Raw genomic sequence first — 13,422 nt, 5'->3', positions numbered from 1 at the left:
TCCAAAACCTCCGCTGCCTGATAGAGCCGGATATCGCTACGCAAGAGGGCCGGGTCAGCGATGCCGCCTACGTCAATGCGCATAGAAAATCGCGCTTACCTTTTTTATTAAAAGAAAGCTATTCGTATTTAGGCTTCGTCACTCAGTATGATTGATAGTTGGTATTTACACCATCGATAAGTACTCTTTATCGTTAGCATTGCTCCTTCAATAGAACGGCTGTATTTTTCACTTCTTGTGGCGTGGGCGGCGACCATGTCACTGATGACAGGTTCGTGCATATAAGCAACGATATCTAACGGGCGCTGGCAATGAGCGCCGCCCGTTAGGTATCGTCGCGTTTGCTTCGAGCATATCACCGCCGACGGGCACGAATGCAGTCAATAGCCAGTGACGGGACGAGTAGCTTTACTTGATGAGCAGGCTACGAACGATCACATTCCTTGCGCTTGCCTAGTTGTAATGTAGAATGTCCGACCGGGATCGCAGAATCGTGTTTTCCCAATCAAAACTTTATAGGCTCGCGCCACAGCGTCGACCTCTAGTTGGCTTGGAAATAGCAATTTTCGCTCCTCTACCGCGTCTGGCGTTGTCTGAAGGAAATCACGACAACGTAAAAGACTGGAACGAAGAATATGGCCAGAATGGTCGCCGAGATCATGCCGCCGAAAAGGCCTGTGCCGATCGCGTTCTGCGTTTCGGAACTTGCACCTTTGGCAATCACCAGCGGTATGATACCGAGGGTAAACGCTAGCGAGGTCATGACGATTGGACGCAGACGCAGACGAGAGGCTATGATGACGGCGCCGAGAAGCGCTTCTCCTTGCTGCTGGCGTTTGCGCGCGAACTCCACTATCAGCACGGCGTTTTTGGCGGATAGGCCGATGAGTGTAATCAGGCCGACCTTGAAGAAGACATCGTTTTCCAGCCCGCGTAGATGTACTGCGATCACAGCGCCGATGATGCCAAGCGGGACGACCAGCATCACGGATAATGGCACCACCCAGCTTTCGTAAAGCGCCGCCAGAACCAGAAAGACGATCAGGAATGAGAATGCCATCAGCATCGGTGCTTGCGTGCCCGATTGCCTTTCCTGAAGGGACTGGCCGGTCCACTCCACAGCAAAACCCTTCGGCAAGTCGGCCGCAAGTCGCTCCATCTCCGCCATCGCTTTACCGCTGGATACACCCGCAGCCGCGGACCCGGAGATGCTTGTGGAAGGATATCCGTTATATCGGGTGAATTGCAAAGGCATGGTAGACCAACGCGGCGTAACGATTTCCGAAAGCCGCACCATCTTGCCGGCATCACTGCGCACATGAAGGTTCAGTACGTCATCCACCTGCATGCGGCTTGCAGCCTTAGCCTGGACGATGACCTGCTGCAGGCGTCCGTCGCGTGGGAAGTCGTTCACATGGGTTGAGCCGATCGCCCCGGCAAGCGTGTCACTGAGCGTCAGGAAAGAAACGCCAAGAGCGCTGGCCTTGGCTCGGTCCACGTCCAGGGTAACGCTCGGACCTGACGGCAAACCATCGACACGGACACCGGTGACCAGCTTGCTCTGAGCTGCAAGCTCTGTCAGCTTTGCCGCAGCATCGGCAAGCGCCTTCTCGCCGTGGTTGGCGCGATCCAGAAGCCGCAAGGCAAAGCCGGACGTCGTGCCTAGCTCGTCGATCGCTGGCGGCTTGAGGCTCGATATCTCGCCTTCACGAGCCCCAGCCATTGCCACGGTCGCAGCCGACAATTCAGCGTCGATGCTCGTCTTTCGTTCTCCCCAGTCCTTCAGCGTGGTGAAGGACATTGCGGTATTGGGTCCGGAGCCCGAGAAGCCAAATCCCATGATCGTCAGGTTGTTGGCAATGTCCGGTCTGGTCTTGACGTGTTCCTCGAAGAGATCGACGACGGCTCGGGTTCGTCCCGCCGTCGCTTCTGCCGGAAGGGTGAAGGACGTCATGAAGGAGCCTTGATCCTCTTCCGGGACGAACGCCGTGGAGATCGTACCATAGCCGTAAACGACGGCTGCAATGATCGCGATGTAGACGACCATCGCCCGCCCCGTCCTGCGCACGAGAGCCTCGACCCAGGAGGTATAGCTGGCGGTCAAACGCTCGAAACCGCGATTGAACCAGCCGAAAAAGCCTTTCCGCTGATGCTGATCGCCTCTGACGGGCTTCAGGATCGTCGCGCAGAGTGCAGGTGTCAGGCTGAGAGCGAGAAAGGCCGAGAACAGGATCGAGACCGCCATCGACGCTGTAAACTGCCGGTAAATTGCGCCGACAGAACCGGACGCAAGCCCCATCGGCAGGAAGACCGCCGTCAGAACGAGCGTAATGCCGATGACCGCGCCGGATATTTCGCTCATCGCCTTGCGTGTGGCCTCAAGCGGAGAAAGCCCCTCCTTCGCCATCAGCCGCTCCACGTTTTCAACCACGACGATAGCGTCATCGACGATAATACCGATGGCCAGTACCATGCCGAACATTGTCAGCGCGTTGATCGAATATCCGATCGCCAGCATGACCGCGAATGTTCCAAGAAGGGCGATCGGCGCGACGATGGCGGGGATGAGCGTGTAACGAAGGTTTTGCAGGAAAAGCAGCATGATCAGGAACACAAGGATCATGGCCTCTGCAAGAGTCTGAACCACCTTCTGGATGGAAACCTTCACGAAAGGCGCCGTATCGTAGGAAATCGCATATTCCAGTCCCTTGGGCATGGTCGTCGATAGTTCGGCGAGGCGCTGGCGCACACCGGTCGAGGTGGTCACCGCATTGGCCCCAGGCGTCATCTGAATGGCAGCGGCCGTCGCGGGCTTTCCACCATCGAGGATGGAAAAGCTTGAACTTTGCGATCCGACCTCGATCGTCGCAACGTCGCCTAGCGTCAGTCTGGACCCATCAGGATTGGAGCGGAGGATGACCTGCGCGAATTGCTCGGGGCTCTGCAACTGCCCGCTAACATTCAAAGGTACAGTGACCTTTTGACCCGGCACGGTAGGCGCTTCACCGATCCGTCCCGGAGCCACCTGAATATTCTGCTGCTGTATGGCCTGCGTCACCTCCGCCATCGAGATGGAATGGGCAACGAGGCGCACCGGATCGATCCAGATCCGCATCGCGGCCTCGGAGCCGAAGGACTGCACGCGGCCGACGCCGGAGACACGCTTCAATTCCGGGGCGATGTTGCGCACGAGGTAGTCGTCAAGTGCAAGCCCATCAAGCGAACCATCCTTCGATTTCAACGATACGATCATCAGGAAACCGGACGATGCGGATTCCACCGTCAAGCCGGCGCGGCGAACCTGTTCCGGCAGGCGCGATTCCACCGCCTTCAGACGATTTTGAACGTCCACCTGCGCAAGTTCCGGATTGGTGCCTGGCTTGAAGGTGACAGTGATGGTCGTGGAGCCTGAGGAGTCCGCCGAGGAATCGAAATAAAGAATGTTCTTCGCGCTCGAGAGCTCACGCTCGATCAAGCTCGTGACACTGTCATTGATGGTTTGCGGCGTTGCTCCCGTATAGGTGGCGTAAATTGACACGCTCGGTGGAGCAATCACAGGAAAACGCGAAACAGGAAGTTGGGGTATGGAAACAATCCCTGCAATGACGATCAGAATAGCGATAACCCAGGCGAAAACCGGCCTGTTGATGAAAAACTGCGGCATGATGCGTCCGCTCCTTAGCGTTTTTTCTCTGATGCGGCAGATGAATAAGGGGAGGTTTCAAGCCGCTGTCCGCTCTGGACACGATCCTGCCCCAGCACGACCAAAGTCTCTCCCGCGGCCAGCCCGCCGGTTACGATGTATTGGCCCTCGACGGTCGGTCCGAGCTCCACCGTCCGACGCGCGCCAGTCCCATCCGCGCCAACGACGAGGACCTGTGGTCGTCCAGCCAGATCGCGGATCACCGCCTCTTGAGGCACGCGTATTGCCTCGCTGTAAACGGCGCGCGGCACCATGGCCCGGATGTACATGCCTGGAAGCATCTGTTCATCCGGATTGCTGACGAGAATGCGAATGCCGAGGCTGCCTGTGGTGCTGTCTACCGAAATGTCCGAGAACTGAATTTTCCCATCGTGGCGGTAGGGACTTCCGGCAATGGTCATGATCTTGACCGGCAGTTCGTCTGGATTCTGCGAACCCGCCTCGGCAGCGGTGTCGCGCAGAGCCTCCATGCTCATTGCCGACTGTCGGACGTCGACATAGACTTTGTCGATCTGCTGGATCACGGCGAGTGGCGACGTGGCAGAGGACGACGCAAGTCCGCCCTCGCTCATGAAAGACTGACCGATAACCCCGCTGATGGGGCTGCGGACGGTTGCATAGGAAAGTTCGAGCTTCCGGCGAACCAGAATGGCTTTGGCTTCCGCCGCAGTCGCCTTGGCCTGAGCGAGCGCCGCAGTGGCGTTATTGAAGGACTCCGCGCTGGTAATCTCCCGGGCAGACAGCGATTTCGCCCGATCATACTTGATCTGCGCGTTCAATAGCTCGGCCTCGGTACGCGCAAGCACAGCTGCTGCTGCATCCACGTCGGCGGAGAACGGCGCAGGGTCAATCTGAAAAAGCGGCGTATCCGCTTCGACGAACACGCCTTCGGTATAGAGCTTTTTCTGAATGATACCGCTGACCTGCGCGCGGATTTCCGCCGTGCGATAGGCAGACACACGTCCCGGCAGTTCGTCATAGACCGTAACCGTTTCAGGCCGAACGGTCATCACACTGACGCGGGCAGGCGTTGCCACCTCGGCATTGTCCTCATTCTTGCTTTTGTCGCTGCATGACAAGAGAACGATCGGCAAGCATAAGACGCTCATTCTCCAGAAGCGGGATCCGCATAGCATGAGTGTCCACCATCCAATTCTATGACAACCTGTTTGACCGGCGACCGTCTAGAATTCGACGATGGGTGGGATGTGCAGGCTTTGTCGAGATACTGTGGAGGCCGCGCCCTAAGCTCGGCCAGAAAGCCTGGCGTGGCGGGTAGAAAGTCAGCGTTTGACAACTTCGCGCTTGATCACGCATCGCTTCATCGAGCGATCGAACCGATGCTGTACTCTGCATTCAGTTCTCTTTATCTCCACGAAGTCTCCACAATCCGTCCATGAAACCATCAAGCACCGGCACTAGCGTCGGCCCTGTAGATCTCTTCGACTGACGTATCAGGAAGTCGCGGCGCTCCATTGAATCTGATGGTGAAAATGATGACGATCCCAATGGACCAGAAGAACCTGACGCAATCCACACCGGTTCATGCACGGCGATGGATCATTCTCATCGCGGTCATGTTGGCATTTCTGCCTGTCGTGCTCGATATGACGATCCTGCACATCGCCGTGCCGTCCTTGACGCTCGCGTTGCAGGCGTCCACCACGCAGGTCCTGTGGATCATCGATATTTATTCGCTGCTCATGGCGGGGCTGCTCGTTCCAATGGGAACGCTGGCCGACAGAGTTGGCCATAGAAAGATGCTGCTCACAGGGCTGCTCGTTTTTGGCATGGCGTCTGTCGTGGCAGGATTTTCGACCGGCCCATGGATGCTGATCGGTGGACGCGTCCTGCTCGCTTGCGGTGCTGCAATGATCATGCCCTGCGTGCTGGGGATCATTCGTCGGACCTTTGAGGACCCGGGTGAGCGTGCCATTGCACTTGGCCTATGGGGCACTGTCGGTGCGGCTGGCGCAGCTATCGGTCCGCTGGTCGGCGGCGCACTGCTGGAGCACTTCTGGTGGGGATCGGTCTTTCTCATCAATGTCCCGGTGGTTCTCGTCATCATACCGATCATCGCCCTCATCTTGCCGAAAAAAGAATCTGTCTCACCAGGCGGGTGGCAGATAAGACAGGCGCTGTTGTTGATCGTCGGGATCATAGGCCTGGTCTTTGCCATCAAAAGCGGCTTCGCCGGGAAGCAATCGCTCGTGGTCGTGGTAATAGCCGCCCTGATCGGCGTCGCTGCCCTCGTGGTTTTCGTGCGCATGCAGCGTTCTGCCGCAAATCCGATGCTTGACGTGACACTCTTTTCACGCCCAGCGATCGTCACCGGCGTCGGCATGGCGATCGTCACGGCAGGCGCACTTGCTGGCGTCGAGCTCACCATCGCACAGGAGCTGCAATTCGTGCTGGATAAATCTCCACTTGAGGCTGGTCTGTTCATGCTGCCCATCATGGCGGCCGCGGCCACAGGAGGGCCGCTCGCGGGCTTCCTGTCGGCCAAGTTTGGTCTTCGCGCCGTCGCCACCACCTCGCTTGCCGTCGCAGCGGTCTGCCTCGTTATGTTGGCGCAGTCCGATTTCCACAATCAGAATCTCGTCGTCGCGGCCTGCCTCACGATGCTTGGCCTGTCGCTCAGCATCGGCCTGACAGCGTCGTCTATCGCGATCATGGGCGCTGTCGAAGCCGACAAGGCGGGCTCGGCGGGGTCGCTCGAGGCGACGGGATACGAGCTTGGCGCGGGCCTCGGCATTACTTTCTTCGGCGTTGCTCTATCGGCAATCTACATGGCGGCGATGGCGGTGCCTGCTGGCATCCCCGCAGAGATCGTCGATGCCGCACGCCATTCCATCGGCGATACCTTAGTTCTAGCTGAGACGCTTCCGGACGACCTCGCGACGGCGCTCGTAGCGGCTGGCAAAAACGCCTTTTCTGCCGCGCATGCGGTGCTGTTGACTGCGGCAGGTACACTCATTGGCCTCTTGGCAGGCGCCGTCTTTTTCGCCCTTAAAAATGTCGCGGCTGATCATTAGGGCGCAGTCACATCCTTAGGGCAGCCAACCTCTTTAAGCTCCGCAACAAGCATTCTGAAATCGATTTGGATCTTCAGATCCGAACAGACAAAATAAGGATATTAAGATGTCGTCCATCGAAGCTGGGAAAATCAATCTCAAATACCCTCTGCCCATCCGTTGTCTACACTGGGCAAGGGCTTTGCTGATCCTAGGGCTGATCGCGTCCGGCTGGTACATGACACGCCTTCCCGAAAGCGACATGGCGACCGCCTCGATCCTCTACCCCAATCACAAGCAGTTCGGCATTCTCGTGTGGCTGCTTGCGATCGTTCACCTGACGCTGCGCTGGCGTTGCGCAAAGTTCATGCCGTCCGCCCCATCAGCGCTGACCGCATGGGAAAGAATTCTTTCGCACGCGGTTCACAAGCTTCTCATCCTTCTCACTCTTCTCGTTCCAATGCTGGGCTATTCGCTCTCCAGCAGCTTCTCCCAAAGCGATGGCGTGCCCTTCTTCATGATAGCTCATCTGCCGGAACTGCTTCCCAAGAACGATAGTGCTTTCGTGGTCTTTCAAACATTGCATCGGTACGGCGCCTACACGATTCTGGTGTTGATCGGGCTACACGTTTTGGGGGCTCTCAAGCACAGGCTCATGGACAAAGGCGGCCCGAAAGATGTGCTTGCCCGCATGATCTGACCCATCAGGTGGATTGCTCCACCCGTTATACGCTCCGATGCAGACGTGAGGTACGAGGTCGCTTCCAAGTATGAAGTACATGCAGTTTCACAATATCCAACGGGCAAAGGCGGGGTCCGGCGGTGCGGATCCCTGCCCCAAAACACATTTGTGCTGTGGTCGGGACGTCGGAAAAGCTCCAGATCGTTTAGTTGCTCAAGCGGGTCATCTCCTTCTCGCACCTGAACATGCCTCTCTCATCAATATCGGAGCCGCTTTCGTCATGACCATGCGGGCCCGGATGCGGAGTATTGTATTATCCGACGATTTTAAATCTGCGTTCGTCGACGTAAAAATGAATCTAACGCTTTCAACAGACGGTTTGTGTGTCGTTCATTTGCGGGTTTTAGGATACCGCCGCTCTGTCCCGTACCAGGGCTTTTGTTACATGCCTGGGCATGCTTGCCCGGATCGAGTAAAAAAGGCATGCTCATTCTTATGTGAAACATCGTCTATTGTGACGACGGCACCTCCGACCCACTCCTCATCGACGAGAACGCGAAAGACAATCGAACCTTTGGTCTGAAACGAACGCTCTATGTCCTTGTCCTAGGATCTTTTTCCTAGTAGCTCCCGGTTCATTGGCGAGCGCGCCGGATAGGGCGCGCTAAAATACCTTCTTGAACTATAGCAGATGCTCACCTTCCGCGGCATACAGACTCAGATTGGCTAGCGTGGAGGGTCCGACATATGGATTCCTGTCATCGATGTAAGCAATGGTGACTTCCTGCCGCGGACCTTTATTCAACGCGTTGAGCGGTTCCTGAGCAGTCGTTACGGGCGAGCGAAAGTAGACTCATCCGCCCTCTCTTCGATAACCTCGACGGCATCTTCCCTCGCGTGCCCTTATTCGGTCGCGACTTGCTCTACAGTCGCTCGTAAGCGATCGTTTATTTGCGGACCGGTCGTATGCCACGCAAGAGCCAGCTCAAGGATAGAGAAGGCAATACAGGCGAGAAGCAGTGTTTTCTCGTTCATGTAGCGTTTGCCGCGAAGAGTCGTAAGCGGGTTTCGCACAGCACTGCGGCGAAAAGGGTGCCGTATCACCAGCTCGGATCCCAGCCGGGTGGAGGCTCGTCGGCTTCCCAGGTGACATCGTCCCACGCATCGATCTCGTGATAGAAGTCCCGATCCTCATAGTGATCGGACCAGTAGCTATTGATACTGAAGGAAACCGTCGGCACCGCGGGCTCACGCACAAGACGGACGTAGGCTGGCACGCGAAGCCTTTGAGAGTCGTGCTCTATTTCAACATAAGCGCCCGATACCCAGCCCCGACGGCCGGAGACTTCGACATCGCACCAACGGTAACCGTTTGTGCAGCCCAACACGTTCAGATTTATACCTTGGGGAAGAATACCGATTGAAGGATAGCGCGTGCTTGGACCCGCTCGCATGTTGATTTCGGCAGCGGCATAAGAGCCAGCCTGCGCAGCGTTATTGGTGAAGGTTGCTACGCCAGCTATGGCCGCAGCGAGAATGAGCGCGTTTCGCATCGAAACCTCGTTTAGATAACTCAACCGGTAGGAAGCCCGGCCGCTGGGAGCGGAAAATGCTCTCGAGTATGACTAAGCAAGTCAAAATCCAGATTTCATGGAGGAAACGTAGATAAACGATGGCGGCGGTTTATTTGTATGCGAAGTATTCTATCATAAATCCCCCGCGAAAGAGAGTAATGAGTTGTCGGGCAGACAACATGAGAACGCCGTGCGGAAAACTCTACCCGCGGGCGTGATCCCGGCACGGGAGTTGCAGTTCGATGCTGAAACCCTTGTCTTTTTTGGGAAGGATGATCGCGTCCCCTTGATGAGCCTGCATGATCGCCTTCACGATGGACAGGCCAAGGCCTGAGCCCCCAGACACGCGGTTCCGAGACACGTCGGCTCTCCAAAATCTCTCGAATGCGCGGCTGCGGTTCTCTTCTTCAACTCCTGGTCCCGTATCCGTGCATCGGAAATAGACATGATCCTTGTCCTGCCAAGTCTCAAGATAGATCGTGGAGTTCGGAGCATAACGGCGGCAATTGTCAAGAATCGCGACGATTGCCTGCCGTAGCTTGGACTTGTCGGCAACGGCCACAGCCTGATCCAACCGTCGGACCACGAGGCTGCCGGCGCCGGAGAGCTGATCATCCATCGATGTCACCGCAGCATCAACCTCGCTGGCGAGATCGATCTGAGAATATCGCAGGTCGAGTTGTCCCGCATTGCTGAGAGCCAACGTGCGCAACTCTTCGACAATACCGCCAAGGTCTTCAACATGGGCGATAAGACGGGAATACAGCTCAGGGCTCGGCTCGAACGCTCCATCAAGCAAGCCCTGCAGTCTGCCTCGCAGGATCGTCAACGGCGTCCGTAATTCGTGAGCGATAGCCGAATTGGAGTATTTCAATTCCGTCTCAGCCCGTTCCAGTCGCTCTGCCATCAGATTGAAGTCGGAGACGAGCTCGCCAGCTTCACCAAAGCTGCGGCGAGGCAGCACCGCGCGCGCTGAAAAATCGCCGTGAGCGATCGTTCTTGCTGCGCTTGCGACCGATTTCAGCGGCTCGGTAACATAGCGCGCGAGGCGCCAGCCCACCAACGATGCGGTCAATATCCCGACTGCGAGCAATAGGCCCAACGTTATGGTGTCGCCGAGTTGCCACGCGCTTTCGTTTTCCACGCCTGGATAGAGCCAGTCGTAAATGAAGAAAAAATAAGCGACCAAACCGGCGTAAACGACGACGAACGCCAGCAATGTAAGCAGCACCATTGCCCGTATGAGGCCTGCATTTAGGTTAACCCCTTTAGATGTCATCAATTCGATACCCTACGCCCCGAACACCCGTTAGGACGCCCCCCGCCCCCGCAGCGGTCAGCTTACGCCTGAGATTGCTGACATGGCTATCGACGGTGCGATCCAGCGCCTCGCCCTCTGGAAGACAAGCGTCAACAAGTTCAGATCTCTCGAACACCCGGTTCGGCGACGATGCCATATGAGCGAGAATTCGGAACTCGGTACGTGTAAGATCGAGGATCACCGGTTCGGAACCGGCATTGACCACCGCCCGATGCGCTTGAGGATCTACGCTGAGGGGCCCGACGCGTAAGACGTGATCTGCACTACGACCCGCCACGCGCCGTAACACTGCTTTAGCGCGCGCGACGACCTCAAGCGGATTGAAAGGTTTTACGACATAGTCATCCGCGCCGATGCGCAGAGCTTGCAGCTTGTCCAGATCATCTGCAAGTGCCGTCACCATGATGACAGGGGTGTCGGAAACCCGGCGTATGGCAGCAAGCACCTCATACCCATCTTGACGCGGTAATTTTATGTCAAGGACGACTAGATCAGGTCGCAAACGCTGGTGATGGCTCAAACCAACAGCACCGTCACCGGCAGTAATCACTCTGAATCCTTCACGCGCAAAATAGGTTTCGATGATGTCTGATATTTCCGGATCGTCTTCTATGACGAGGATGAGGGCGTTGTTCATAAGTTATCTCTCGATACAAAAGGTCTAGAAGCCGGGATCTTGGGCACCTCGCAGACATTCCATCGCTCTACGATGCGCCTCCCGCGATGATAGCGTCACAACTACTTGCGAGCTTCGTCGTTCAAAAGTTAGTTGGACTGACTTACCGAGGAACGTCAACCGATGATGTTGGCTGTCGGCCCGGGCTCCACTCAACGCGAATATTTCCTCGACGATTTCTCAACAAACCAGGCGCAGTAGCTTCTCTGCCAGACACGCACCGGCGTCAATGTGCCGCTGTGCCGGTCGAGCTGGCTTTCACGGAGAGCCTTTCACAAATGAAAAATCCAAACTTCAACAGAGAGCAAAGCCCACTGTGCCTTAAGGCGGTGTGCTAATGCACGCCTACTGCGACTTCGACGGTACCATCGCTGAAATCGATGTCACAGACGCTGTCCTTGAGCGGTTCGCTTCCGCAGAATGGCGTGATGTCGAGCGAGCATGGGAAGAAGGGCACATCAGCGCCCGTCAATGCATGAGCGCACAAGTAGCACTCATACACGCATCCATGAGCGAAATAGATGCATTCTTAGATACCGTGAAAATCGACGCGGATTTCGCGGAATTCGCGAGTTGGTGCTCGACCCACATGATTCCCGTTACCGTGGTCAGCGATGGTGTGGACCGCTTTATCCGTCGCATACTGGCCAATCACGGTCTCGAGCATCTCCACGTCATCGCCAATCGTCTTTCTGTCGAAAATACCGGTAGCAGACTCCACTACAGTTTGGACACCCCGTTCTTCGAATCTACCTGCGGGGCTGGATCAGGCGTGTGCAAATGCGCCATCGTGCAATCGGATGCCAGACAAATCTATGTAGGCGACGGGCGCAGCGACTTTTGCGTCTCCTCGAAGGTCGACCTTCTTTTCGCAAAGCACGCGCTGGCTGTACACTGCGCGAGAAATTTCATCCCGTTCGTTCCTTACACAACGTTCAAGGATGTTCAGAACTTGGCGGCCGCTCAACTGATGAACCTCGTGACGTTCCATGACGCAGGCCTTCTCCTCTCCCAAACTGCCTAATCAGGACAATAACTATGCATTCTCTAGTCAAGCCGGCTAACGGCCAAATGAATATCGCATCAGAAAATGACCTCCGTGTCCTCGAGCAAACATATTGCTCGCACGGCGACACTGTCCACTATACCGATCACCCGAAGTTTTTCTCGGGCTGTGACGGCTCGTTCATGTATGACGAAGCCGGTACCGCATTCTTGGATCTCCAGATGTGGTACTCAGCGGTCAATTTCGGTTACCGCAATCCGCGCCTTAACGCAGTGGCTCATCGGCAGTTAGACACGCTACCTCAGGTCGCTTCTCAGTATCTCCACCGTGAAAAAGTCGAGCTAGCGACGTTGATCGCTCAGGATGCGGAAAGAAAATTCGGTCGAAAAGGCCGTGTGCACTTCAACGTTGGAGGCGCCCAAGCTGTCGAGGATTCGCTGAAGTTAGTTCGCAATTACTCCGGCGGGAAGAGCCTCATGTTCGCCTTTGAGGGCGGCTATCACGGGCGCACGCTTGGCGCCACCTCTATTACGTCCTCTTACCGTTACCGTCGCCGTTATGGACATTTCGGTGAGCGCGCACAGTTCATCGAGTTCCCCTATCACTTCCGGGGACCGAAAGGCATGTCGAAAGAAGAATATGGGCACTATTGCGTCCAGAAGTTCGCCCGTTTGTTCGAGAGCGAATATAATGGGGTGTGGGATCCCAAAGCCGGCAAGTCAGAATACGCGGCATTCTACATCGAACCTATTCAGGGAACCGGTGGTTACGTCATCCCGCCGATGAACTTCTTCGTAGAACTGAAGAAGGTGCTGGATGAGCACGGCATTCTTCTCGTCGTCGATGAAATTCAGATGGGCGTCTACCGAACGGGCAAGCTCTGGTCGATCGAGCATTTCGGTGTGTCCCCCGACGTGCTGGTGTTCGGCAAGGCGATCACCAACGGTCTCAATCCGCTTTCTGGCATTTGGGCACGCGAAGAGATGATCAATCCGACGATCTTCCCGCCTGGCTCGACGCACTCGACGTTCGCGAGCAATCCAATGGGAACGGCTGTCGCTCTCGAAACTCTGAAAATGGCTGAAGAAGAAAACTTCGCCGCGAGCGTCACGTTGAAAGGCGCGGCCTTCCTGGATGGCTTGCGTCAGCTTCAAAGAAAGCACGCCATCGTCGGCGAAGTGGATGGCCTCGGTCTTGCATTGCGGATGGAGATTTGCCGCGACGACAGCTTTACCCCGGACAAGGCCACACTCGACTGGATGTCTGATGAGGGCATGAAGGGCGATATGATCGTTAACGGACGCAAATATGGTCTGGTGCTCGATGTCGGCGGTTACCACAAGAACGTCATCACATTCGCCCCGAACCTCAACATCTCCTTCGATGAGATCAATCTCGCAATTGAACTGCTTGATCAGCTTCTGACCCGCGCCGAACGGAGGTGAT

At 56.2% G+C, this 13,422-nt stretch carries 9 protein-coding genes; 4 read left to right on the top strand and 5 right to left on the bottom strand.

Annotated elements, in window-relative coordinates; all coding sequences use genetic code 11:
• Positions 1-574: 574 nt before the first annotated feature.
• Together PVA19_RS13665 and PVA19_RS13660 are read right to left on the bottom strand one after the other, a co-directional pair.
• Positions 575-3,664 (bottom strand): multidrug efflux RND transporter permease subunit, encoded by a 3,090-nt coding sequence (locus PVA19_RS13665; protein WP_274102926.1) that lies wholly within the window; start codon positions 3,662-3,664, stop codon positions 575-577.
• Between the two features lie 14 nt (positions 3,665-3,678).
• On the bottom strand, positions 3,679-4,812 hold the full coding sequence (locus tag PVA19_RS13660) for an efflux RND transporter periplasmic adaptor subunit (protein WP_274102925.1): 1,134 nt from the start codon (positions 4,810-4,812) through the stop codon (positions 3,679-3,681).
• Between the two features lie 387 nt (positions 4,813-5,199).
• Here PVA19_RS13660 and PVA19_RS13655 point away from each other — a divergent pair, with 387 nt between their 5' ends.
• Together PVA19_RS13655 and PVA19_RS13650 are read left to right on the top strand one after the other, a co-directional pair.
• Entirely contained in the window at positions 5,200-6,738 is a 1,539-nt protein-coding gene (locus PVA19_RS13655) for an MFS transporter (protein ID WP_274102924.1), read from the top strand.
• 106 nt (positions 6,739-6,844) lie between these two features.
• Positions 6,845-7,417: a cytochrome b gene (locus PVA19_RS13650; RefSeq protein WP_274102923.1), complete on the top strand. Its 573-nt coding sequence runs from the start codon at positions 6,845-6,847 to the stop codon at positions 7,415-7,417.
• A gap of 1,082 nt (positions 7,418-8,499) precedes the next feature.
• Here PVA19_RS13650 and PVA19_RS13645 read toward each other — a convergent pair.
• From PVA19_RS13645 to PVA19_RS13635, 3 genes are all read right to left on the bottom strand, one after another.
• Positions 8,500-8,952, bottom strand: coding sequence for an SH3 domain-containing protein (locus PVA19_RS13645; RefSeq protein ID WP_274102922.1), 453 nt, complete (start codon positions 8,950-8,952; stop codon positions 8,500-8,502).
• Between the two features lie 223 nt (positions 8,953-9,175).
• Positions 9,176-10,207: an ATP-binding protein gene (locus PVA19_RS13640; RefSeq protein WP_274102921.1), complete on the bottom strand. Its 1,032-nt coding sequence runs from the start codon at positions 10,205-10,207 to the stop codon at positions 9,176-9,178.
• A 34-nt stretch (positions 10,208-10,241) separates the two neighbouring features.
• Positions 10,242-10,931: a response regulator gene (locus tag PVA19_RS13635; RefSeq protein ID WP_274102919.1), complete on the bottom strand. Its 690-nt coding sequence runs from the start codon at positions 10,929-10,931 to the stop codon at positions 10,242-10,244.
• Positions 10,932-11,307: 376 nt separating this feature from the next.
• On the opposite strand from PVA19_RS13635, the gene PVA19_RS13630 reads away from it, so the two are divergent.
• Positions 11,308-11,994 (top strand): MtnX-like HAD-IB family phosphatase, encoded by a 687-nt coding sequence (locus PVA19_RS13630; protein ID WP_274102918.1) that lies wholly within the window; start codon positions 11,308-11,310, stop codon positions 11,992-11,994.
• Between the two features lie 14 nt (positions 11,995-12,008).
• Complete coding sequence (locus PVA19_RS13625; protein ID WP_274102917.1) at positions 12,009-13,421, top strand: aspartate aminotransferase family protein; 1,413 nt, start codon at positions 12,009-12,011, stop codon at positions 13,419-13,421.
• Position 13,422 lies beyond the last annotated feature (1 nt).

Source organism: Agrobacterium sp. CNPSo 3708 (assembly GCF_028674915.1).
Lineage (GTDB): Bacteria > Pseudomonadota > Alphaproteobacteria > Rhizobiales > Rhizobiaceae > Agrobacterium > Agrobacterium cavarae.
This window is presented reverse-complemented; position numbering and strand designations above follow the sequence as displayed.